Source organism: Diaphorobacter ruginosibacter (genome assembly GCF_014395975.1).
Lineage (GTDB): Bacteria > Pseudomonadota > Gammaproteobacteria > Burkholderiales > Burkholderiaceae_C > Diaphorobacter_A > Diaphorobacter_A ruginosibacter.
Genome location: NZ_CP060714.1, coordinates 515,736 through 538,838, shown reverse-complemented (window position 1 = coordinate 538,838; position 23,103 = coordinate 515,736). Strand labels below are relative to the sequence as shown.

Annotated in this window: 23 protein-coding genes; 18 read left to right on the top strand and 5 right to left on the bottom strand. The window is 66.1% G+C overall.

Features of this window, described 5'->3' with window-relative positions; genetic code table 11:
• The first annotated feature begins 180 nt into the window (after positions 1–180).
• Positions 181–858: a dihydrofolate reductase family protein gene (locus H9K76_RS02565; protein WP_187598033.1), complete on the top strand. Its 678-nt coding sequence runs from the start codon at positions 181–183 to the stop codon at positions 856–858.
• Positions 859–862: 4 nt separating this feature from the next.
• Here the strand turns inward: H9K76_RS02565 and H9K76_RS02560 are convergent, their stop codons facing one another.
• Both H9K76_RS02560 and H9K76_RS02555 read right to left on the bottom strand, forming a co-directional pair.
• Positions 863–1,057 (bottom strand): DUF2905 domain-containing protein, encoded by a 195-nt coding sequence (locus tag H9K76_RS02560; RefSeq protein ID WP_187598032.1) that lies wholly within the window; start codon positions 1,055–1,057, stop codon positions 863–865.
• A 33-nt stretch (positions 1,058–1,090) separates the two neighbouring features.
• A complete protein-coding gene (locus H9K76_RS02555) occupies positions 1,091–2,254 on the bottom strand; it encodes a class I SAM-dependent methyltransferase (protein ID WP_246475260.1) in 1,164 nt (387 codons plus the stop codon).
• Here H9K76_RS02555 and H9K76_RS02550 point away from each other — a divergent pair.
• From H9K76_RS02550 to H9K76_RS02495, 12 genes are all read left to right on the top strand, one after another.
• Positions 2,254–3,048: an SDR family oxidoreductase gene (locus H9K76_RS02550; RefSeq protein ID WP_187598031.1), complete on the top strand. Its 795-nt coding sequence runs from the start codon at positions 2,254–2,256 to the stop codon at positions 3,046–3,048. The genes H9K76_RS02555 and H9K76_RS02550 overlap by 1 nt on opposite strands.
• Before the next feature lie 51 nt (positions 3,049–3,099).
• Positions 3,100–3,471, top strand: coding sequence for a dihydroneopterin aldolase (locus H9K76_RS02545; RefSeq protein WP_187598030.1), 372 nt, complete (start codon positions 3,100–3,102; stop codon positions 3,469–3,471).
• Between the two features lie 263 nt (positions 3,472–3,734).
• Positions 3,735–4,688: a tRNA 2-thiocytidine(32) synthetase TtcA gene (gene ttcA, locus H9K76_RS02540; RefSeq protein WP_187598029.1), complete on the top strand. Its 954-nt coding sequence runs from the start codon at positions 3,735–3,737 to the stop codon at positions 4,686–4,688.
• Between the two features lie 158 nt (positions 4,689–4,846).
• Complete coding sequence (locus tag H9K76_RS02535) at positions 4,847–5,512, top strand: DUF4136 domain-containing protein (protein WP_187598028.1); 666 nt, start codon at positions 4,847–4,849, stop codon at positions 5,510–5,512.
• A 155-nt stretch (positions 5,513–5,667) separates the two neighbouring features.
• Positions 5,668–6,132: a YjjA family protein gene (locus H9K76_RS02530; RefSeq protein WP_187598027.1), complete on the top strand. Its 465-nt coding sequence runs from the start codon at positions 5,668–5,670 to the stop codon at positions 6,130–6,132.
• Positions 6,133–6,376: 244 nt separating this feature from the next.
• Positions 6,377–7,021 (top strand): histidine phosphatase family protein, encoded by a 645-nt coding sequence (locus tag H9K76_RS02525; protein ID WP_187598026.1) that lies wholly within the window; start codon positions 6,377–6,379, stop codon positions 7,019–7,021.
• Positions 7,005–8,174, top strand: coding sequence for a DSD1 family PLP-dependent enzyme (locus tag H9K76_RS02520; protein ID WP_187598025.1), 1,170 nt, complete (start codon positions 7,005–7,007; stop codon positions 8,172–8,174). Before H9K76_RS02525 ends, H9K76_RS02520 begins: the two co-directional genes overlap by 17 nt.
• Before the next feature lie 72 nt (positions 8,175–8,246).
• Positions 8,247–10,010 (top strand): lysoplasmalogenase family protein, encoded by a 1,764-nt coding sequence (locus tag H9K76_RS02515; RefSeq protein ID WP_187598024.1) that lies wholly within the window; start codon positions 8,247–8,249, stop codon positions 10,008–10,010.
• Between the two features lie 340 nt (positions 10,011–10,350).
• The gene (locus tag H9K76_RS02510; RefSeq protein ID WP_187598023.1) at positions 10,351–10,551 is read left to right on the top strand and encodes a hypothetical protein; all 201 of its coding nucleotides are present in this window, start codon (positions 10,351–10,353) and stop codon (positions 10,549–10,551) included.
• 260 nt (positions 10,552–10,811) lie between these two features.
• A complete protein-coding gene (locus tag H9K76_RS02505) occupies positions 10,812–11,252 on the top strand; it encodes a hypothetical protein (RefSeq protein ID WP_187598022.1) in 441 nt (146 codons plus the stop codon).
• A gap of 16 nt (positions 11,253–11,268) precedes the next feature.
• A complete protein-coding gene (mgtA, locus tag H9K76_RS02500; RefSeq protein ID WP_187598021.1) occupies positions 11,269–14,064 on the top strand; it encodes a magnesium-translocating P-type ATPase in 2,796 nt (931 codons plus the stop codon).
• Positions 14,065–14,092: 28 nt separating this feature from the next.
• A complete protein-coding gene (locus tag H9K76_RS02495; RefSeq protein WP_187598020.1) occupies positions 14,093–14,809 on the top strand; it encodes an MgtC/SapB family protein in 717 nt (238 codons plus the stop codon).
• Between the two features lie 25 nt (positions 14,810–14,834).
• Here H9K76_RS02495 and H9K76_RS02490 read toward each other — a convergent pair whose 3' ends face one another.
• The 3 genes from H9K76_RS02490 to H9K76_RS02480 all read right to left on the bottom strand — a co-directional run bounded on the left by H9K76_RS02490 (position 14,835) and on the right by H9K76_RS02480 (position 17,848).
• Positions 14,835–15,881, bottom strand: a complete 1,047-nt coding sequence (locus H9K76_RS02490) for a helix-turn-helix transcriptional regulator (protein WP_187598019.1) — start codon at positions 15,879–15,881, stop codon at positions 14,835–14,837.
• Positions 15,882–16,042: 161 nt separating this feature from the next.
• Positions 16,043–17,098: a Holliday junction branch migration DNA helicase RuvB gene (gene ruvB / locus H9K76_RS02485; RefSeq protein WP_187600421.1), complete on the bottom strand. Its 1,056-nt coding sequence runs from the start codon at positions 17,096–17,098 to the stop codon at positions 16,043–16,045.
• Between the two features lie 75 nt (positions 17,099–17,173).
• Positions 17,174–17,848, bottom strand: a complete 675-nt coding sequence (locus H9K76_RS02480) for a GntR family transcriptional regulator (protein WP_187598018.1) — start codon at positions 17,846–17,848, stop codon at positions 17,174–17,176.
• Positions 17,849–18,174: 326 nt separating this feature from the next.
• On the opposite strand from H9K76_RS02480, the gene H9K76_RS02475 reads away from it, so the two are divergent.
• The 5 genes from H9K76_RS02475 (at position 18,175) to H9K76_RS02455 (ending at position 23,102) form a co-directional block, all read left to right on the top strand.
• A complete protein-coding gene (locus H9K76_RS02475; protein WP_187598017.1) occupies positions 18,175–18,936 on the top strand; it encodes a DUF969 domain-containing protein in 762 nt (253 codons plus the stop codon).
• A 5-nt stretch (positions 18,937–18,941) separates the two neighbouring features.
• Entirely contained in the window at positions 18,942–19,898 is a 957-nt protein-coding gene (locus H9K76_RS02470; RefSeq protein ID WP_187598016.1) for a DUF979 domain-containing protein, read from the top strand.
• Between the two features lie 42 nt (positions 19,899–19,940).
• Positions 19,941–20,597, top strand: a complete 657-nt coding sequence (pcp, locus tag H9K76_RS02465; protein WP_187598015.1) for a pyroglutamyl-peptidase I — start codon at positions 19,941–19,943, stop codon at positions 20,595–20,597.
• A gap of 29 nt (positions 20,598–20,626) precedes the next feature.
• Positions 20,627–21,385, top strand: a complete 759-nt coding sequence (locus H9K76_RS02460) for a LamB/YcsF family protein (RefSeq protein ID WP_187600420.1) — start codon at positions 20,627–20,629, stop codon at positions 21,383–21,385.
• Between the two features lie 100 nt (positions 21,386–21,485).
• The gene (locus H9K76_RS02455; RefSeq protein WP_187600419.1) at positions 21,486–23,102 is read left to right on the top strand and encodes a 5-oxoprolinase subunit B/C family protein; all 1,617 of its coding nucleotides are present in this window, start codon (positions 21,486–21,488) and stop codon (positions 23,100–23,102) included.
• Position 23,103: the final 1 nt, after the last annotated feature.

Below are 23,103 nucleotides of genomic sequence, written 5' to 3'. Positions count from 1 at the left end.
GGCCTCCTTGCCCGCCTTGCCGATGCGGAAATCCTTCATGGGAACATCTTGCCGCAACCGACCGGCCATGCAGGATTTCACCGCTTTGCCGGCAGGGACTCCCCCAAGTTGCGCAATCCCAGCGAAGAATCTATGGTTCCAATCCGCACAATGTCGGCCGCTTGACCAAGGAGACAGACGATGACTCGAGTTCGCGTGGAAGGCTTCACCATCTCGCTGGACGGATACGGAGCGGGCCCCGATCAGGACTTGCAGCATCCGCTTGGGGTGGGCGGTACCGATCTTCACCAGTGGCTGCTTCCGACACGCACGTTCCAGCGGTCGCTGTTCGGCAAGGACGACGGCACGAGCGGCGTGGACGATGATTTCGCCGCACGCGGCTTTCGCAACGTGGGTGCCTGGATCCTGGGCCGCAACATGTTCGGCCCCATCCGTGGAGACTGGCCCGACGACCAGTGGAAAGGCTGGTGGGGCGACAGCCCGCCCTACCATGTTCCGGTCTTCGTGCTCACCCACCACGCACGCGCACCTCTGGTCATGGAAGGCGGCACGACCTTTCACTTCGTGACTGGAGGCATCCACGAGGCGCTCGAGCGCGCACGGGTGGCGGCGTCCGGAAAGGATGTGCGCATCGGCGGCGGCCCGGCCACGATCCGGCAATACCTTCGCGAAGGCCTGATCGACGAACTGCACATTGCCATCTCGCCGGTGCTGCTCGGCCGCGGCGAGTCGCTGTTCGAGGGCATCGACCTGCGGGCCCTGGGATATGCATGCGCCGAGTTCACGGCCTCGGAGAAGGCCACGCATGTCGTGCTGCTGCGAGGCCCCGGCACCGGCCTCCCCCCGGGCCTGCCGTGAGCCGCTACACGTAGCGCACGATCAGGCTCAGCAGGCCGCTGAGCACCAGCGTGCTCGACAAGGGGATGAACCAGTCGCGCCCGAACAGGCGGAAATGAAAATCCCCGGGCAGGCGCCCCAGCCCCAGCTTGCGCAACCACGGCGCAACGGCGTCAATGAGGATGAGCGCCAGAAAGACGACGATGGCCCAGCGGATCATGTTCCCTGCCTTTCGATCGGGTTCAACACGCTCTCAGAGCCGGTGCGTGCGGTCGCCGTGCGAGAAACCGCGCGGCAGCCAGGGCTCGCCCACGCCGAGCATCAGCACCTTGAACAGCTCGCCCATTTCGTGCTCCATCACAAGCTTGGCGGCCTGCGAACGTTCCTTCTGCTCGCGCTTCTGCATCTCTTCCGCGATGCCGCAGTTGAGCAGGAAATGCGCCTGGTTGGTGTAGCCGAGCACCTGCATGCCCGCATCCTGCGCCGCCAGCGCCATGCCGGTGAAGTTGACGTGTGCCGTGATGTCCTTCAGGCCCACGTCGACGAGCGGGTCGAAGTCCACCATGTGCGCGCGGTGGCACACCAGCGTACCCATGTGGCGCTGCGGATGGAAGAACTCGCCCTCCGGGAAACCGTAGTCGATGAAGATGGCCGCGCCGCGCTTCAGACGATCGGCAATCGTCCGGATGAACGCCTCGCCCTGCGGCTGCAGCTCGGTGAGATAGTCCTGCGGGCCCGGGATGCCATCCACCGGCGGGCGCAGATCGGTGACCCGGTCTTCCCAGGCGAAGCCGGGGCCCTTTTTTCCGTCTTCTCCTTCTTCGCCTTCGGCCAGCACCACGCCGCGCTCATGCCACACGCCGTCATGCTCGCCGCCCAGCCGGTGGACGAGCTTGACGGGCATGGCATCGAGCACTTCGTTGCCGACGATCACGCCCTCGATGGCATCCGGCAATTGCTCGGCCCATGCCACCTGATCGCCAAAGGCGTCCAGGGCCTGCTTCTGGCGGGCCCGCAGGCTGCCGGAGAGATCGACGATGGTGTAGCGCTTGACGCGGCTGCCCAGCGCCTCGAGCAATTGCCTGGCCAGCGCGCCCGTGCCCGCGCCGAATTCCCAGATTTCATCGGTTCCCGAAGCGTCGAGCGCCTCGCGCACCTGCTGCGCCAGGGCCCAGCCGAACAGCGGCGAGAGCTCCGGTGCGGTCACGAAGTCGCTGCCCGACTGCGGCATGGTGCCGAACTTGGCCGTGCCGTTGGCGTAGTAGCCCAGGCCCGGCGTGTACAGCGCCAGCTCCATGAAGCGGTCGAATGCCAGCCAGCCACCCGCCGCACGAATGGCCTCTTCGATGTGCTGCCTGAGCGCGCTCGTTAAACTTGAGGAATCTATTGATGTGTTCACCCCCCGATTGTCCTCCAATGCCCACCTTTGCACGACCTGAACGTCAGCGCACCGTTCTCGTGACCGGCGCCGCCAAGCGCCTGGGGCGCGAGATCGCACTTGCGCTGGCGGCCGGCGGCTGGCAGGTGGCCGTGCACTACCGCTCAAGCGAACAGGAGGCCAGGGAGACGGAGTCCCGCTGCGCCGCGCTGTCGGGCGACAGCGCGCGCTTTGCCGCCGATTTCGCCGACGAGAGCGACGTGCGCTCGCTGCTGCCGCGCGTGATCGCCCGCTTCGGCCACGTGGACGCAGTGGTCAACAGCGCCTCGCTGTTCGAGCACGACCACGCCGAGACCTTCGGCTATGCCCGGCTCGACCAGCACCTGCGCAGCAACACGGGCGCGCCGATCCTGCTGGCCCAGGCGCTGCATGCGCACCTGCGGCAGCGCTTGGAGGGTGGCGAGGGCGATGCACAGGGCGCCGTCGTCAACCTGCTGGACCAGAAGCTCTGGAACCAGAACCCCGACTTCCTGAGCTACACCCTCTCCAAGGCCGCGCTGGAGGCTGCCGGCACGATGCTGTCGCTGGCCCTGGCGCCGCTGGTGCGCGTGGTGGGCGTGGCACCGGGGCTCACGCTCACGAGCCACATGCTCGAGGGCGAGAAGTTCGAGCAATTGCACCGCCTGAGCCCGCTGGGGAAGTCATCCACGCCGGCCGACGTGGCCGCCACGGTGCAGTTCGCCCTCGGCAACCGCTCGATCACCGGCACCACACTGCTGGTCGATGGCGGCCAGCACCTGATGCGCTTCGAGCGCGACTTCTCGCTGATGTGAGCAGCGCGACGCGCCATCCTCTTTTTTGCCTTCCAGATTTTCGGATTCACCATGCACCACGCCGCCGGCACCCAGATACTGACCTTGACGGGCTTGCGCTTCGACGCCAACCTCGGAATCCTTGCGCAGGAGAAACTCGCTCCGCAGCCGATCCAGGTGGATGCCGAGCTGAATCTCGGACCCCAGCCCCTCGCCCCGCGCGATGACGACATCCTTCACGTACTGGACTACCGCAAGGTGCGCCAGATCATCATCGATGAATGCCGCGCCGAGCATGTGAACCTGCTCGAAAGCCTGATCGGCAAGGTCGCACAGCGCCTGATGCAGTTGCCCGGCGTGCGCGGCGTGCGGGTGAGGATCGCCAAGCTGGAGATCTTCGACGACTGCGAAGTGGCGATCCGGGTGGAAACCGGGCAGTGGTGACCTGACGACCTCGGGGTCCGGCGTTTCACCAGCGCCATGGGCAGCCCCCGGCCAAGCGCCGAAATCGACTTGCATGCGACAATCGGGGCTTGCCGCGTCCGCGAAACCGGTGGAAGAGAGTCCATCCGCCCTCCCCGCCCGCCCGACGCCGCGTGTCTGGCCCCGACGCCAGAGTTGTACACAACCCCCCGATGGACGGCCAGCGCGCGTGACCGCCCCTGCGACGCAGAGGTCGCGCGCCAGCCGGACTGTGGTGAACCGCCATGAACGCTATTACTGACAACCCGTGGATTGCCGAAGAGGCCGCTGCCGAAGCCGATGCCGCCGCGCAGCCCGGCAAGATCAAGATCGAACGCGAGCAGATCAAGCTCGAAAAACGCCTGTGCCGCGAAGTGGGCCGCGCCATCACCGACTTCAACATGATCGAAGAAGGCGACAAGGTCATGGTCTGCATGTCCGGCGGCAAGGACAGCTACACGATGCTGGACATCCTGCGCAAGCTGCAGAAACGCGCTCCGGTGAAGTTCGACCTGGTGGCGGTGAACCTCGACCAGAAGCAGCCGGGCTTTCCCGACCATGTCCTGCCCGACTACTTCCGGAGCATCGGCGTGGACTACCACATCGAGACGCAGGACACCTACAGCGTCGTCAAGCGCGTGATCCCCGAAGGCAAGACCACCTGCGGACTGTGCTCGCGCCTGCGCCGCGCGATCCTGTACTCGGTGGCCGACAAGCTGGGCTGCACCAAGGTGGCGCTCGGCCATCACCGCGACGACATCGTCCAGACGCTGATGCTCAACATGTTCTATGGCGGTCGCATGAAGGGCATGCCGCCCAAGCTCGTCTCGGACGATGGCAAGCACGTGGTGATCCGTCCCATGGCCTATGTCCCCGAGAAGGACACCATCCGCTGGGCGCAGTACCAGGGCTTCCCGATCATTCCGTGCAACCTGTGCGGCAGCCAGGACGGCCTGCAGCGCGTGGCGGTCGGCGAGATGCTGCGCGAGTGGGACAAGAAGTTCCCCGGCCGCATCGAGAGCATGTTCCGCGCGATGGGCAATATCGTCACCACGCACATGATGGACCCCGAGCTGCACGACTTCAAGAACGCCAAGGCCACCGGCATCGCCGACCCGAACGGCGACATGGCCTTCGATCACGAAGAGCTGCCCACCACGCCGGGCCTGCCCGGCGTGCAGGTCGTCCAGTTGTCGTGAGCGCCCAGGCGCACTGAAGGCGCTGCGGAACTCCGCTGAACTCGGCCGAAGCAGAGCAATCCAACAATCACTGTACGGGCAGGACTGGTCTCCCAAGGGAAATCAGTTCACCATTGCCTTTCTGGTGCTTGGCGCACCGTTCTTGCTGGATTGACTCCATGACCCTCTCGCTTCGGCACCTATACCTTCCCGTCCTGGCTCTGGCCGCCCTGCTGCTGGCCGGCTGCTCCACCGTACGCACGGTGGAGAGCGATGTGCAGAGCTACTCCACGCTCTCCGAGCTGCCGGTACCGCCCACGTATCGCCTGGAGCGCCTGCCCTCGCAGGCCGAGAACGCCGTACACTTCGACGCCATCGAGGCCCAGGCCCAGCAGGCGCTGTCCAGCGTCGGCCTGCAGCGTGACGACGCCAATGCCAGCCTCGTTCTGCAGATCGGCGCGGAGGCCGGGTTCGTTCCCAATCCCTACTGGGGCCCGGCCTACGGTCCCTATCCCTACTTCGGCCCCGGGCCGTTCTATGGCCGCTACGGCTTCGGTTATGGCCGGGGCTTCGGCTGGGGTGCCGGCTGGATGATGGACGCACCCACGCCGCTCTACCACCGCAAGGTCAGCCTGGTCCTGCGGGATGCCCATACCCAGAAGATCGTGTACGAGACCTCGGCCGTCTACGAGGACGTGTGGACCAACGACCCCGCCGTCTACGGCGTGCTCTTCCAGCAGGCCCTGGCAGGCTTTCCCCGCCCCGCGCCAGGCAAGCGCACCGTCAGGACGCAGGTGGACACCGCCACCGGCCTCGCCGTGCCCGCACAAGCCGCAGCCCGCTGAGCCCGGCACATTCACAACCGGCAACACCTTCGCTCGATGGTGTTTGCAAAGTTCCACATTTGTGAACTGCCCTGCGTGCTAAGGTCAAAAGAACAGTGTCCACGCCGGCAGAACACCTGCCGGCCCTCTTTCGAACCCTCTCAAGGACAGTCAGCATGAAAACACTCGCTACCTCCACACTCCTGTGCGCCATGCTCCTCGGTGCCGGCGCAACCGCCAGCGCATCCGGCCTGGGCGATGCCCTGCGCGACAAGATGGGCAGCGGCTCCGGCAGCAGCTCCGGCCTCGCCGGTGCATTGGGCGGCGGCGCCGATGCCTCCGCCCTCTCGGCCATGGGGCTGACGGGCTCCGGCACGGCCAGCAACGCCGCGGGCGTGATCACCTACTGCATGAAGAACAACTACCTGAACGCCGACAAGGCCGCACAGGTGAAGGACCAGCTGCTGGGCAAGATCGGCCTCGGCCCCAAGGAAGAGCCCAAGGATGAAGGCTATCTGGGCGGACTCTCGGGCATGGTGACCGGAAAGGACGGCAAATCGTTCAGCCTCGACAAGGTCAAGGGCAGCATCAAGGAAAAGGCCTGCGACTTCGTTCTGGACAACGCCAAGTCCCTGCTCTGAGGGGCAAGTCCCTGTCACGACTGACGCCAAGCCGATGCCGCCCTGCGGGCGCATCGGCTTTTTTGCGTCTCGCGCCCTGTTGGGCCCACCAGCCGTGGCCCTCGGGATTTCACCAACGCCGACACGAACAGTCCCTTTGACGGGCCGATTGCATGAAACCCGCATGAAAATCGCGTGAGAATGGCATGATTGCCTTCGCATTTCGTCTTTTTTCCTACGCCTGCGCCCCAGGCCTTTCGCCAGCATGCACGTCACCCGCATCATCGCCATCCGCCACGGAGAAACCGCCTGGAACGTGGACACCCGCATCCAGGGACACCTGGACATCCCGCTCAACGACGTGGGCCAGTGGCAGGCGCAACAGGCCGCCAAGGCGCTTGCGGACGAGAACATCCATGCCATCTACAGCAGCGATCTGGCGCGCGCATTCGCCACCGCCCAGGCCGTGGCGGAAGCCACGGGGGCCTCGCTGACCCCATGCCCGGAACTGCGCGAACGCAGCTTCGGCGACTTCCAGGGCCGCACCTTCGCGCAGATCGAGGCCGAGTCGCCCGAGGACGCCCTGCGCTGGCGCAAGCGCGATCCCGACTTCGTGCCCGCGGGCGGCGGTGAATCGCTCACGATGCTGCGTACGCGCATCGATGCGGCCGTCAACACGCTGGCGGGCAGGCATCCAGGCGAGCAGATCGTGCTCGTCGCCCATGGCGGCGTGATGGACGTGCTGTACCGCCTCGCCACCCGGCTCGACCTGCAGGCCCCGCGCACCTGGCAGCTCACCAATGCGGCCATCAACCGGCTGCTGTGGACGCCCGACAGCGGACTCTCCCTTGTAGGCTGGGCCGACACCCAACACCTGAACCAGTCAAGCCGAGATGAAATCCATTCCTGACCATCTGCAGCAGCTGCAAGGAAAATCCGTCGACCAGATCGAAACACCCGCGCTCGTCATCGACCTGGACGCCATGGACCGCAACGTCCAGCGCATGGCCGAGTTCGCGCGCAAGCACCGTGTGCGCTGGCGCCCGCACGCCAAGCTGCACAAGAGCGCAGACATCGCCCATCTGCTCGAGCAGGCAGGCGCATGCGGGCACTGCGTGCAGAAGCTCTCCGAGGCCGAGGCACTGGCGGTGCTTGGCGTGAACAATCTTTTCATCAGCAACGAAATCATCGCGCCGACCAAGCTGCGCCGCGTCGCGCAACTGGGCGCCATGCTGGACGCCCGTGGCGGGCGGCTGGCCCTGGCGGTCGACTCGGAGATCGGCATCGAGCTGCTGGCGCTGGCCGTGCTGGAGATGAGCAGCGGGCCGCTCATCGATGTGTTCGTCGAGGTCGACGTCGGACAGGGCCGCTGCGGCGTTCCACCCGGCGAGGCGGCCCTGGAACTGGCGAGGCTTATCACCGGGCACCCGCAGCTGCGCTTCGCGGGCCTGCATGCCTACCACGGCAGCGCGCAGCACCTTCGCGGCGTCGGCGAGCGCCACCAGGCCATCGCGCGGGTCATCGAGGAGGTCCGGCGCACCTGTGACCTGATCACGGCCGCCGGCATTCCCGTGCCGCTGGTCACCGGCTCGGGCACCGGCACGCTCATCCATGAAGCCGCCAGCGGCGTGTATGGCGAGCTGCAGGCAGGCTCCTTCCTGTTCATGGATGCGGACTACGCGAGAAACGAGCGCGAACCCGCGCAGCCCGCCTTCGAGCATGCGCTGTTCGTGAAGGCACAGGTCATCTCCAGCAGCGGGCGCCACGCGGTCTGCGATGCAGGCCACAAGAGCCATGCGATCGAATCGGGACTGCCCGCCGTGCATGGCCAGGGCGACGCCACGCGCCTGCGCTTTGCCAACGGCGGCGACGAGCATGGCATCCTGCACCCCGACAATGCCGACGGCCGGCTGCCCGCGCTGGGCTCCACGGTCTGGCTGATCCCGGGGCACTGCGACCCCACGGTGAACCTGCACGACTACCTGATCGGCGTGCGCGGCGGCCTCGACGGCGGCCTGGTGGAAAGCATCATCCGCGTCGATGCGCGCGGTGCCTTGCGCTGATCAGCGCGCCCGCCTTCATGCTCAGGGTTCACGCCAGTGGCGCACCCGCGGCGGCACACGACAATCACGGCCATGTTGTCACCCAGCCAAGTCATCGTCCTGGCCACGCCGGTCTTCCTGTTGCTGATCGCCATCGAATGGCTCGTGAGCATGCGCCGACGCAAGCACCCCTATCGCCTTGCCGATGCGTTCAGCTCGATGAACCTGGGCCTGCTGAGCCAGACCAGCGCCGTGTTCACCAAGCTGCTGGCCGTGGGCATCTACGTGGCCGTGTTCGAACATTTCGCGCTGTGGCGCAACGATGCGTTCTGGACCAGCGTCGGCGGCTGGATGCTTGCGCTGCTCCTCTACGACTTCCTGTACTACTGGAACCATCGCCTGGGCCATGAAGTCGGCGTGCTCTGGGCCGCGCACGTGGTGCACCACCAGAGCCAGCACTACAACCTGTCGACCGCGCTGCGCCAGCCGGGCAGCTATGCGTTGCTGTCGTGGACCTTCTACCTGCCGATGGCGCTGATCGGGGTTCCGCCGCTCGTGTTCGTCGTTGTCGGGCTGATCGACCTGCTCTACCAGTTCTGGGTGCACACCGAGCAGATACGCCGCCTCGGCTGGTTCGACCGCTGGTTCTGCGCGCCCAGCAACCACCGCGTGCACCACGCCGTCAACGATGTCTACCTCGACAGGAACTACGGCGGCATCCTGCTGGTCTGGGACCGCCTGTTCGGCACCTACCAGGCCGAGGACGACCGGGAGCCCTGCGTGTACGGCACACGCGGCCTGCTCCGCAGCTGGGATCCCCTGTGGGCCAATGTCTCCATCTACAGCCAGCTGGCGCACGACAGCTGGCATGCCCGACGTTTCTCTGACAAGCTCAGGGTGTGGATCAAGCCGCCGGGCTGGAGGCCCGCGGACGTGGCCGAGCGATTTCCCAAGCCGGCCTTCGAGCTCGAGGCGCATCGCGCGCTGTTCAACCCGCCGCTCACGCCCGGCATGGCGGTGTTCGCATGGCTGCAGTTCGGTGCGCTGATCGCGGGCGCGGCTCTGTTCCTCTGGAATGCCGACACCGCGCCGCTGGCGCACAACCTGATCTGGTTTGCCGCGATGACGGTCGGCCAATGGACCCTGGGCGCGGCGCTGCAGGGCCGTATCGGCGTGTGGTTCGCCCTCATGCTGGACTGCGGTGCGATGGCGGCCGCCACCGGCGCGCTCGGCTTCCAGGAACTGCACATGGTCTTCAAACCGGTCGCGATGGTCTTCGCCATCGTGCACGTGCTCTCCCTCGGACAGGCGCAGCAGGCGGGCAATCGCTGGCTGCTCGCTGCACTGGCGGCATCCCTGGCAGGTGACATCTTCCTCATGATGCCGAATCCGAACCTGTTTCTCCCCGGGCTGGTGAGCTTCCTGGTCGCCCACGTCGCCTACATCGCCGCATTCAAGCAACGCGCGATTCCCTGGTTCGAGCATCGCACCGCACTTGTCGTCATCCTGGCGGTTGGCGCGGCCATGTACGCCTTTCTGTTCACGCAAGGCCTGCCCGCCGACATGCGGATTCCGGTGGCCGTCTACGTCACGGTGATCGCGTTGATGGCGGCCCAGGCATGGGGGCGGGCACGCACGCTCGGCCGCGGCAACGGCAACGCGGTGCAGGTCGCCATCGGCGCGAGTGTCTTCATGCTCAGCGACTCGATCATTGCCGTCGACCGCTTCGTCGCTCCCCTGCCCCACGCCCTTTTCTGGGTGCTGCTGACCTACTACGCGGCGCAGGCGCTGATCGTCCATGGCCTGGTTAACGGAGCCTGTACGCAAAAGTCAAGCGAAAAAACCCCGAAAACTTGACCATTCCTTCGCAAAAAGCGATAATGCCGGGATCGCAATTTCAGGAGTCCCCACGTGGACAGTGCCAGTTCAACCAGTGATTTATCGCTCGCCGCAATGGCAGCGTTGCTGGCCGACTGACAGACTCCCTGCTTGAACGGGAGCCTTCGTCGGCACCAGAACCGTTCAATGCCTTGCGGCGCGCTTTGCGCGACAAGCCCTTCACATCCCATGCAGCTCCCTGACGGAGCCGATGGGTTGCACTTGCGCATTTTTCATCACTGAATCACTTCGGCGCCCTTAAGGGCGCCGCAGTCTTGACACGTACCGTCACGTGGCTTTTCTCGCAGAGGAGAACGCCATGAAGACCCTTTTCATCCGCACGATCCGTACGCAGCGTACATGCGCACCCGCCGCTGGCACGACCATGGCGGCAGCGCATGCCGTGGACCGCACTGCAGCATCGCCGCTCGAGCAACTGCGCGAGCTGGATACGCAGACCTGCTGGCCGACGCACCGCATCCGCAATTTCCTCGCGACGCAGAAACGCAGCGTGCGCTGACCCGCGCGCCGCCCTTCAAGCGGCGCACCGCCCATCCATTCTTCAAAAGGATCCGAAAGCCATGGACCCCGACCCGTCCCGATCTCGCAACGCCGGCACGGCTCCATCACGAGCCCTGTCGGCTGGCGCAGCCCGCATGTGCTGCTGCGCCATGGAGTTTTTCGTCTTGAACCCAATGGGTCAGGCGAGAGGAAAACGCCCACGCGTGGAATGAACCCGGGCGCGGCTTCCTTCGCCCTGACCCGCCGAAGGAGCCGCCCATGCAAAGCATCCGCAACGCACTGCGCACCGCCCGCCCGGTGCAGAACACCCCCCGCGAAATCATCCGCAACAGCACGCCACAGGCCACCGCTGCACGCGCCGACCGCCTCATCGTCATGCGCGAGCGTGCCGTGCTCGCCACGCTCGACAACGACCGCGCCGACCTGCTGCAGCAACTGCACGCCCACCTGGGAAGCCGCGCCTTCGCGGACACCCTCTCCCACATGAAGGCGCCACGCCAGGTCGATGCCCTCCGCCTGCTGCCCACCGACAAGCGCGCGGCCGTCTTCCGCGAGCTCTCGACAGCGCAGCGTGCCATCTGGCATCAGGCCTGCAAGGCCGAGGCGATGCGCGACGAGTCCCTGCGCAACAAGCTGCTCGCCCCCTTGCGCGCGCAGTGGCAGCGACTGCGCAGGAACAACGGAAAGACCGGCGCATGACGATGGGGAGAGAAACATGCAAGTCCTCCGCAATCTCTTCCGCGCCTTTCTGCGCAGCCGCCGCGCGGGCGGCTTCTTCCAGCGCCACCACATTCCCACCGGGCCGGGCCCGGCATCATCGCGCGCCGCGTCGCCTGAGCTGACGCGCGAGCTGCTGCATGCCGCCCGAAGCGATGCGAGGCAGGTGCTCGAGCACCTGCAGTCGGGCACCGACGGCCTGAGCCACGACGAGGCCGCGGCACGCCTCGCGCGCCTCGGGCCCAACGAGGTCGAACACGAGAAGCCGCTGCCCTGGTGGCTGCATCTGTGGCAGTGCTACAAGAACCCGTTCAACCTGCTGCTCACCGTGCTGGCCGTCGTCTCGTACCTCACAGAGGACCACAAGGCCACCGTCGTCATCGGCAGCATGGTCGTGCTGTCCACCCTGTTGCGGTTCGTGCAGGAGGGCCGCTCCAGCCGCGCCGCCGCGCGCCTGCAGGCACTGGTGAGCAACCGGGCGACCGTGCTGCGGCCCGCGCACATGCAGGACAGCGCGTTCGCCGACTCCACGCCCTCCGAACCCGGCGAGGCACCGCGCCCGAGCGGCTTCGGCGCGCAGGCCCGCACCGAGGAACTGCCGCTGCGCGATCTGGTGCCGGGCGACGTCATCGCCCTGTCGGCCGGCGACATGATTCCCTGCGACTGCCGCGTACTCGCCGCCAAGGACCTGTTCGTGAGCCAGGCGGCGATGACCGGGGAATCGCTGCCCGTCGAAAAGCAGCCGGCCCCCGTGGCTGATACGCCCGGTGCCGCCGGTATCTCGGCCGGCAGCGTGCTCGATGCAGGCAACCTGCTGTTCATGGGGACGAACGTGGTGTCTGGATCCGCTCACGCCGTCGTGCTGGCCACGGGCAACCGCACCTACTTCGGCGCGATCGCCACGCGCGTGACCAGCACCGACCGCGCGCCCACCGCGTTCGAGAGCGGCGTGAACAGCGTGAGCTGGCTGCTCATCCGCTTCGCTGCGGTGATGGTGCCGCTGGTGCTGGTGATCAACGGGGTCACCAAGAACGACTGGCTGGAGGCCTTTCTGTTCGCGCTGTCGGTCGCCGTGGGACTCACGCCCGAGATGCTGCCGATGATCGTGACCTCGACGCTCGCCAAGGGCGCCGTGGCCCTGTCTCGCCGCAAGGTCGTCGTCAAGAGGCTCGATGCGATCCAGAACTTCGGTGCCATGGACGTGCTGTGCACCGACAAGACGGGCACGCTCACGCAGGACCGGATCGCGCTCGAACGCCATACCGACGTGATGGGCCATCCGAGCGACGGGGTGCTGCAGTTCGCCTACCTGAACAGCTACTGGCAGACGGGCCTCAAGAACCTGCTGGACCGCGCCGTGCTCGAGCATGCGGAGCTCACGCAGTCGATGCGCATGGCCGAGGACTACCGCAAGGTGGACGAGATCCCGTTCGACTTCCAGCGCCGCCGCATGTCGGTGGTCGTGGCGGAGCGCAATCACCATCACGAACTGATCTGCAAGGGCGCGCTCGAGGAAATCCTGCAGTGCTGCACGCAGATGCGCGATGGCGATGCGGATCTTCCACTCACGCCCGAGCGCGTGGCACAGGTGCTCGAGGTGACGCAGCAGCTCAACAGCGAAGGCCTGCGCGTGGTCGCCGTGGCCATGAAGGAGGTGCCGCCCGGCAGGACTGCCTACAGCGTCGCCGATGAATCCGGGCTCACGCTGATCGGCTATGTTGCTTTCCTTGATCCACCCAAGGAGTCCGCGGCCGCTGCGATCGCCGCGCTGCACGATCACGGTGTCGCGGTGAAGGTGCTGACCGGCGACAGCGAGCTCGTCGCGCGCAAGGTGTGCCGCGATGTGGGGCTGGACGTGGGCGATGCACTGCTCGGCAGCGATGTCGAGGCCCTGGACGACGCCGCGTTGCGAAACGAAGTGGAGCGGCACACGCTGTTCGCCAAGCTCGCCCCGCTGCACAAGGAACGCATCGTGCATGCGCTGCGTGCCAACGGCCACGTCACGGGTTTCATGGGCGACGGCATCAACGACGCGGCCGCGCTTCGTGCCGCCGACATCGGCATCAGCGTGGACGGTGCGGTGGACATCGCCCGCGAAGCGGCCGACATCATCCTGCTGGAGAAAAGCCTGATGGTGCTGGAGCAGGGCGTGATCGAGGGCCGCCGCACCTTCAGCAACATGCTCAAGTACATCCGCATGACGGCGAGCTCCAATTTCGGCAACGTGTTCTCGGTGCTGATTGCCTCGGCATTCATTCCATTCCTGCCAATGCTGCCGATGCAGCTGCTGGTGCAGAACCTGCTCTACGATGTGTCGCAGATCGCCATTCCCTTCGACAACGTGGACGAGGAGTTGTTGAAGATGCCCCTGCGCTGGAATCCCGCCGATCTGGGCCGTTTCATGGTGTTCTTCGGCCCGATCAGCTCGCTGTTCGACGTGCTCACGTTCATGCTGATGTGGTTCGTCTTCCACGCGGACACCCCCGGGAAGCAGACGCTGTTCCAGTCGGGCTGGTTCGTGGTGGGGCTGCTGACCCAGACGCTGGTCGTGCACATGATCCGCACGCCCAGGATTCCGTTCGTGCAGAGCCGTGCCGGCTGGCCGCTGATGCTGATGACCGCCGTGGTGATGGCCGTCGGCATCTTCCTGCCCATGGGGCCGCTCGCCAGCTGGTTCAAGCTGGAGCCGTTGCCTGCCGGCTATTTCCCGTGGATGATTGTCATATTGCTTGCATACGCTTGCCTCACCACGCTGCTCAAGCGCGTGTATGTGAAGCGCTACGGCTGGCAATGAAGCAGCGGCCCATCAAAGAACGGACAACATGCAAGCACTGCACAATTTCAATGCCCTGGCGGCGCTCAACACGCTGGTCGCCCTGGTCTTCGCGTTCATCTTCGGCAGCCTGATCGGCCTCGAGCGGCAGATCCGCCAGCGCACGGCGGGCCTGCGCACCAACACGCTGGTGGCCGTCGGCGCCGCCGTGTTCGTGGACCTGGCCATGCGCCTGGCCGGGCCCGAGGGCTCGACGCGCGTGATCGCCTACGTGGTCTCGGGTGTCGGCTTCCTGGGTGCGGGATCGATCATGAAGGAAGGCGCCAACGTCACGGGCCTGAACACCGCCGCCACGCTGTGGGGTTCGGCCGCCGTCGGCGCATGCTGCGGCGCGAGCATGATCGTCGAAGGCGGCATGGCCGCGCTGTTCGTGCTCGCGGCCAACACGCTGCTGCGCCCGGTCGTCAACAGCATCAACCGGCGCCCCGTGAACGAGGGGGCCGGCGAAGCCATCTACTACGTCTACGCAATCTGCAACAACAGCGTGCAGGCGGCCGTGCGCGAGAAGATGCTCATGCTGCTCGATGCGGCGAACTACCCCGCGCGTTCGGTGGAAAAGCACCCCTTCGGGCCGCAGGACACGGAGATCGAGATCGTGCTGCACGCCACCTCGGTCGATGCCTCCGAACTCGACGACGTGATCCGGCAGATCGAGGCCTTGCCCGGCGTGCTGCAGTCCTTCTGGAACCCCAGCACCGAGGAATGACATCCCGAGAGCGGAGGCCGGTGCGTCAGGCCGGCTCCTGCCCTGCCTGCCGGCACTGCCTGAGCTGCCTGAATTGCGAAGGCGAGTTCCCCGTCCTGGCCTTGAAGCTGCGCGCGAAGTTGGCCTGGCTCGCAAAGCCGAGCTTCAGGCCGATGTCGTGGATCGACATGTCCGAGGTGGCGAGCAGCTGGCGCGCGCGCTCTATCCGCACCTCGTGCGCGATCTCGCCGAACGCCGCGCCCTCGCGCTCCAGGTGCCGCGCCAGCGTCCGCGCGGACATTTGCAGCAGCCGCGCCGCGGACTCCTGCGTGAGCATCTCGTCCTCCATCTGCGCGAGCGTGTGGCGTGTCCATTCGCTGTAGCTCAGTTCGCGCTCCAGCGCCGTGACCGCCAGCCGGGCCTTGCGCTCCACCGATTGATGCACGCGCGCATCCGCGTTCGGCATGGGACGCATCGCCACGTCCGCGCCATAGTGCATCAGCGCACGCATCTCCCCCCCGAGGCCGAAGCGCACCTGCGCCCCCGGAATCTCGCGGTAGCGGTATGCGTGTGCCGGGGTCGGCCAGGAAAAGGCGAACGAGCAAGGCAGCATCCGATCCTGCAGAGCAAATTGTTGGTACTTGTGCCCTGAAAGGGCGATCGACTCCAGCAGCAGCAGGCCGACTTCATAGGCCAGCGAAGACTTCAGCCTCAGTTCGAGCGTGCAGCCCCCGTCATCGCGCTCATGCACCGTCAGGTGGAGCACCGGCGACAGCAGCGTCGAATATTTCGCGAGCATGAGAAACGCATCGCGCAGGCGGGGCGCATTCAGCAGCAGTTGCAGCGCAATGTCATCGGAGCCGATGGGAATCTCCAGGGCCGCCACGAATCCCAGATCCGTGCGGCCCGTGCGCATGAGCATCTCCTGCAGCAGCACGAAAATGGAGTTGATCGGGATGTACTCCAGATCCATCATGGCGTGGGAAAGCCCCGCTGCCCGCATGGCCTCGACACAGGAGTGCCCCTGGCTCTCCAGGAAATGCACCAGGCGCGCAAGGCGGCGCGGAGGATAGAAATTCACCATTTGAGGCATGGGCTTGATCCCGGAATGAGGCGCACGGGCTAGCGGGGAGGCGCGGCCCATGTTAGGGCGACCCGCGCGGAATGCCTACTCACAAATTCACAGAAAACCTCACAACCACGCATCGTAGTCCCGTCGATGGGGCCAATCTGCCGCCCTCCCGACCTGAGGGCCTAGAACAAGCCACCGGCAGCACTGGGCGGCGTCACGCCCAGGTGCCTGAACGCGGCCAGCGTGGCCACGCGCCCGCGCGGGGTGCGCTGGAGATAGCCCTGCTGGATCAGGTAAGGCTCGATCACGTCCTCGATCGTTCCCGACTCCTCCCCGATGCTGGCCGCGATGTTGTCCAGGCCCACGGGGCCGCCATCGAAGCGGTGGATCACGGCTTCCAGCAGCTTGCGGTCCATCACGTCGAAGCCCTGAGGGTCCACGTCGAGCATCGTCAGCGCGCGCTGGGCGATGTCGAGCGTGATGCGGCCGTCGCCCTTCACGTCGGCGTAGTCGCGCACCCGGCGCAGCAGGCGGTTGGCGATCCGCGGCGTGCCGCGCGAGCGACGGGCGATCTCGAAGCCCCCCTCCTCGTCGATCGGCGCGCCGAGCAGGCCTGCGCTGCGGCGCACGATCAGGGCGAGCTCCTGCGGCGTATAGAACTCCAGCCGCGCAACGATGCCGAAACGGTCGCGCAGCGGATTGGTCAGCATGCCCGCACGGGTCGTGGCGCCCACCAGCGTAAAGGGCTGCAGGTCGAGCTTGATCGACCGTGCGGCGGGGCCTTCGCCGATCATGATGTCGATCTGGTAGTCCTCGAGCGCCGGATACAGGATTTCCTCGACAACCGGCGAAAGACGGTGGATCTCGTCGATGAACAGCACGTCATTGCGCTCGAGATTGGTCAGGAGCGCCGCCAGGTCCTTGGGCTTTTCGAGCACCGGGCCCGACGTCTGGCGCAGGTTCACGCCCAGTTCGGCAGCGATGATGTGCGAGAGCGTGGTCTTGCCCAGGCCCGGCGGGCCGAACAGCAGCACATGGTCGAGGGCCTCGGAGCGCTTGCGCGCCGCGCCGATGAAGATCTCCAGCTGCTCGCGCGCCTTGGCCTGCCCGACATACTCCTCCAGCATCTTGGGGCGCAGTGCGCGCTCCAGCGCATCCTCCTGCGGGGACGCGGGCGCGGCGGAAACCACGCGCTGCTGCGGAGGAACGGGGGCGAAATCGTCGGTGTGGATGGTCATGCGTGCGCTGGAAATGACGAAGGCGAAAATGCCCATGTCGGGCAGAGCCTGCATTGTCGCGCAACGCGCTGCCGGCTATCCCTTGATGCCTTTTTCGGCCAGCCGGCGCGCGTAGGCCGCAAGGATCAGGCGCTCGGAATGCACCAGGTAGTCATTGAGCGCCACCGAGGCCTCCCCGGGCTTGCCCGCCTCGAACAGCGCAAGGATCTGCTGGTTCATGTCGACATAGGGCGCGTGCAGGAACTGCGGATCCTGCATCAGCCCGAAGGCCACCCGCAGCTCCGCCAGCAGGTGGGAGAACATCACGTTGAGCCGCTCGCTGTCGGCCAGCTCGACCACCGCCTTGTGAAAGGACATGTTGGCCGTTCCCACGCCGGGCCAGTCGCCCTCCTCCCGGCAGGTTCCTGCCTGCTTCACCGCGCCGCGCATGCGCTCGCGCGCCGGGTGCATGGGATAGCCCTGGGCCAGTGCCTGGCATTCGATCATGCGGCGCACGCGGTAGATGTCAATGATCGACGCGATGCTGGGCACCGTCACCGACACCCCCTTGTTCGGCTCGTGCGACAGCAGCCCTTCCTTGGTGAGAACGCGAAATGCCTCGCGCAGCGTGCTGCGGGACACCTCCAGGCTCTCGCACAGGGCCGCCTCCGACAGCCGCTGCCCCGGCGCCCATTCGCCCAGCACGAGCTGGTTGCGCAAATGTTCGGCAATGCGGTCCGTGAGATTCTGAGCTTCGGTGGTACTCGGCATGTCTGTTGATGTCTCCTCGCGATGCTTGCAGTGTATCCATGCGCGCCGCTTGTCGCTTCGAAGGGGAACGGGATGGGGACCGGGATTTCGGCTCATGGCCATTCACCTGCTCTCCCATCGACGCAAGGCCAAAAATAGGGGTTTGCACCTATGCCTGCGGTTTATTGTCTTATGCAAAATAATTAATTGTCAGACAATTAAATGTGTTTTGTACGGCACAAACTGTGTGCAGTTGTCAAAATCACCGTGCAGCGCCATTCCGATTGCTGATCTGTCCGCAGCACACCGCTATATCCATCGCGTCGCATCCATTCGAAGGAAACAACATGCTCACCGACGTCAACCTCTGGCCGCTGATAGGCGTGGCCATCATCATTGTGGGATTCGTTCTACGCTTCAATCCCATGCTGGTCGTGGTCGTCACGGCCATCGGCACGGCATTCGCCGCGGGCTTTCCCGTCGAAAAGGTGCTGGCCGCCATCGGCACGGGCTTCGTCAAGACGCGCAACCTGCCGCTGATCATCCTGCTTCCGCTGGCCGTGATCGGCCTGCTGGAGCGCCACGGCCTGCGCCAGCACGCGCAGCGCTGGATCAGCAGCATCCAGTCCGCCACGGCAGGCCGCCTGCTGATCGTTTACCTGGCGGCCCGCCAGCTGACCGCCGCCATCGGCCTGACCAGCCTGGGCGGCCACCCGCAGATGGTTCGTCCGCTGCTGGCTCCGATGGCCGAGGGCGCGACGGAAAACCGTTTCGGCCGACTGCCCGCCAAGGTGCGCGAGAAGCTGCGCGCGTTCTCTGCCGCCACCGACAACGTGGGCCTGTTCTTCGGCGAGGACATCTTCGTCGCGTTCGGCGCCATCGTGCTGATGACCACCTTCCTGAAGGAAGCCGGCATCGAGGTCGAGCCGATCCACGTCGCGCTGTGGGGCATTCCGACCGCCATCTGCGCCTTCCTCATCCATGCCGTGCGCCTGTACCGCCTCGACGCCGCGCTGGCCGCGGACATCGAGAAGGCCCGTCAGTCGGGCGAACTGGGCCGTGAATCCGCTGGCGCCGCACAGAACAACACCGCACAACAGGGAGCCTGAACATCATGACCTTGACCATCCAGCACCTGTATTACCTCGTCGGCATCATCCTGGCGATCACCGCCGTGCTCACGGTGCGCGACGCCACCAATCCACGCCGCTATTCCAGCGGCCTGTTCTGGGCCATCTACGCCGTGGTCTTCCTGGTCGGTGACAAGCTCGACCCCGTGATCGTCGGCGTGATGGCCGTCGCCATGGCAGTGATCGCGGGCTTCAAGGGCGTTGCGGGCGGCAAGCACCAGCCACGCACCGACGCTCAGTACCTGGAAAGCGCCAAGCGCCTGGGCAACAAGCTGTTCGTTCCCGCGCTCGCCATTCCGCTCATCACGATGATCGGCACGCTGTCGGGCAAGTACCTCGTCGTGGGTGGCACGCCGCTGCTCGACCCCAAGAACACCACGCTGGTGAGCCTGGGCGTGGGCTGCGTGATCGCCCTGGGCCTGGCCTGCTCGATGACGCGCGAGACACCCGCGCAGGGCATCCGCGAATCCTGGCGCCTCACGGACGCCCTGGGCTGGGCCCTGGTGCTGCCGCAGATGCTGGGCATGCTCGGTCTCGTGTTCTCTGAAGCCGGCGTCGGCAAGGCCGTGGCGCACGTCACCACCGAATACATCAACATGGACGTCAAGTTCATCGCCGTGGCCGTCTACGTGATCGGCATGGCGCTGTTCACCATCATCATGGGCAATGGCTTTGCCGCATTCCCGGTGATGACCGGCGGCGTGGGCGTGCCCGTGCTGGTGCATCATTTCGGTGGCGACCCTGCCGTGATGGCGGCCGTGGGCATGCTTTCGGGCTACTGCGGCACGCTCATGACGCCCATGGCGGCCAACTTCAACCTGGTTCCGGCGGCACTGCTGGAAATCGACAAGAACGCCGTGATCCGCGCGCAAATCCCCACAGCGCTCCTGCTGTTGACGTGCAACGTGTTCCTGCTGTATTTCCTCATGTTCCACAAGTAACCTGATAACGACAGCAGTCATCGAAAAAGAAAGGACGCACGCATGGCACAGACCATCCTCCTGACCGGCTTCGAGCCGTTTGGCGACGACATCATCAACTCGTCGTGGGAAATCGCCCGCGCACTCGACGGCGAAACCCTTGCGGGCGGCACCGTGCGCAGCGTGCAGTTGCCCTGCGTGTTCGGGGACTCGATCGCCGCGCTGGACAAGGCGATCGCCGAATTCAAGCCGGCGCTCATCGTGAGCCTCGGCTATGCCAACAACCGCGACGACATCACGCCCGAGCGCGTGTGCATCAACCTCGACGATGCGCGCATCCCCGACAACGCGGGCAACAATCCCATCGACGAGCCCGTGATCGAGAACGGCCCGCCCGCCTACTTCAGCACCCTGCCCATCAAGGCCATGGTGAAGGCGGTGCGCGATGAGGGGATCGCAGCGTCGGTCTCCAACACCGCGGGCACCTTCGTCTGCAACCATGTCGGCTATGCGCTGCTCGATCGCCTGCGCCAGGGCCTGGCCGCACCCGGCGCGCGCGGCGGCTTCATGCATGTCCCGCCCGTGCCCGATCAGAAAAGCAAGGGCCCGGGCATAGCGGGCATGCCGATCGAACGCCAGATCGAAGGCGTGCGGGCCGCCCTCCAGGCCGCGATGAGCACCACCCGGGACCTGCACGTCAGCGCGGGCCAGATTTCCTGACAGCCGAACTCCAAACGGGAAACACCATGATGAAAATGGACCTCAACAGCGACCTTGGCGAGAGCTTCGGCGCATGGAGCATGGGCGACGATGCCGCCATGCTCGACATCGTGAGCAGCGCCAACGTGGCCTGCGGATTCCACGCGGGCGACCCGGCGGGCATCCTCAAGACACTGAAGGCCGCCAAGGCACGCAACGTGGTCGTCGGCGCGCACGTGGCCTATCCCGACCTGGTCGGATTCGGCCGCCGCAACATGGACATCGGCAGTGCCGATCTCGTGGCCAGCGTCATCTACCAGATCGGCGCGCTACAGGGCCTCGCGCAGGCAGCAGGCACCACCGTCCGGTACGTCAAGCCCCATGGCGCGCTCTACAACAAGATCGCGCAGGACAAGCGCCAGGCCGCCGACGTCATCAAGGCACTCCTGGAACTCGATCCATCGCTCGTGCTCGTCGCGCTGGCGGGCGCGCCACTGATCCAGTGGGCACGCGACGCGGGCCTCACCGTCGTGGCCGAGGCCTTCGCCGACCGGGCCTACACGCCAGCCGGCGAACTGGTCTCGCGCACCCTGCCCGGCGCGGTGCTGCATGACGAGAAGGAAATCACCGAACGCATGGTCAAGCTGGTGCGCGAAGGGTGCGTCACCGCCATCGACGGCAGCACGGTGCGCATCGAGGCCGATTCCATCTGCGTGCATGGCGACAGCCCCGGAGCCGTGTCGATCGCACGCGACCTGCGCGCGCGCTTCGAGCGCGAGAACATCCAGATCGCCTCGTTCGTGCAATGAGACCCCCCCTGTGGCGCCGCGCCCGTTGCATGTGATGCGAGCGGAGCACGGCACCATGGACAACTGAACAGGACACTCGATGAGCGTTGACAAACACACGATGCGCTTCCTGCCCGTCAACCGCAACGCGCTGCTGGTGGAGCTGGCCAACCTGGACGACACCCTTGCGCTGCTCGCGTCGCTGCAGAAGACGCCCGTTCACGGCGTGGAGGAACTGGTGCCCGCGGCCCGGACCATCCTCGTGCAATTCCGGGCATCGGCCACCTCCGCGCCGCAGATCGTGCGCGAGATCGCGTCGCGCAGGCTCGATGCGCGCACCGAGCGCAGCGACGTGCTCGTTGAAATTCCGGTCCGCTACAACGGCGAGGATCTCGCCGATGTGGCCCGGCTTTTGGACATCAGCGAAGAAGAGGTCATTCGCCGCCACACCGGCAGCGAATACACGGTGGCCTTCACGGGCTTCGCGCCCGGCTTCGGCTACCTCGTCGGTGGCGACCCGATCTTCAACGTGCCGCGCCGCAGCTCGCCGCGCACGCGCGTTCCGGCGGGCTCCGTCGCGCTGGCCGGCAACTTCAGCGCGGTCTACCCACAGGCCAGCCCCGGCGGCTGGCAACTGATCGGCGTGACCGAGACACCGATGTGGGACCTCTCGCGCGAACTGCCGGCGCTACTGCAGCCCGGCTACCGCGTGCGCTTCGTGGACGCATCGGCGCTGCCCGCTGCCGCATCGGCCGGTGCAGATATCCCTGCAACCCCGGCTGCGACACCTGCCGAAGTCCAGCCGCATGACGACAACGGCGCCGCCCTGCTCGTTCGTGCAACGGGCCTGCTCACCGTGTTCCAGGACACCGGCCGCCATGGCCAGGCCGGCCAGGGCGTTTCCGCATCGGGAGCCATGGACCAGGCCGCGCTCAAGGCAGCGAACCGCCTCGTGGGCAACGCCAGCCATGTCGCAGCACTCGAGACCGTCGGCGGCGGCCTGCAGCTCAGAAGCCGCGGCGATACCGTGGTGGCGGTGACGGGCGCAGATGCGCCGCTCACCATCACTACGGCACAGGGCCAGCGCTGGAATGCACCGCGCCATGCACCGCTCGCCCTTGCCGATGGCGACACGCTCGCCATCGGGCAACCCGTGGCAGGCGCACGCTGCTATGTGGCGCTGCGCGGCGGATTCCGCGTTGCGCCGGTGCTGGGCAGCTGCGCCACCGATACGCTCGCGCATGTCGGCCCCGCGGCACTCAAGCCCGGTGACGTCCTGCACGTGCAGAGCCAGGCCACGGGCCATATCGTCGCGAATGCCGAATTGCCGGCGGACGACCTGCCCACCCTGCAGGCGGACGTCGTGCTCGACGTGGAACTGGGCCCGCGCACCGACTGGTTCACCGCAGAAGCCGTTGAACTGCTTGCCGGGCAGCGTTGGCAGGTCACGCCGCAATCGAATCGCGTGGGCCTGCGCCTTGCCGGCGACGTGCCGCTCTCACGCACCGTCACGGCGGAGCTGCCGAGCGAAGGGACGCCACTCGGGGCGCTGCAGGTGCCCGCCAACGGCCAGCCCGTACTGTTCCTCGCAGACCACCCGCTGACCGGCGGCTATCCGGTGATCGCCTGCATCGCGCCGCATCACCTTGATCGTGCCGGACAGATCCCCGTCGGCGCCTGGCTGCGCTTCAACGTCATTCAATCGTTTGCAGACATTGCACCCGCAACCCAGTCTTGAA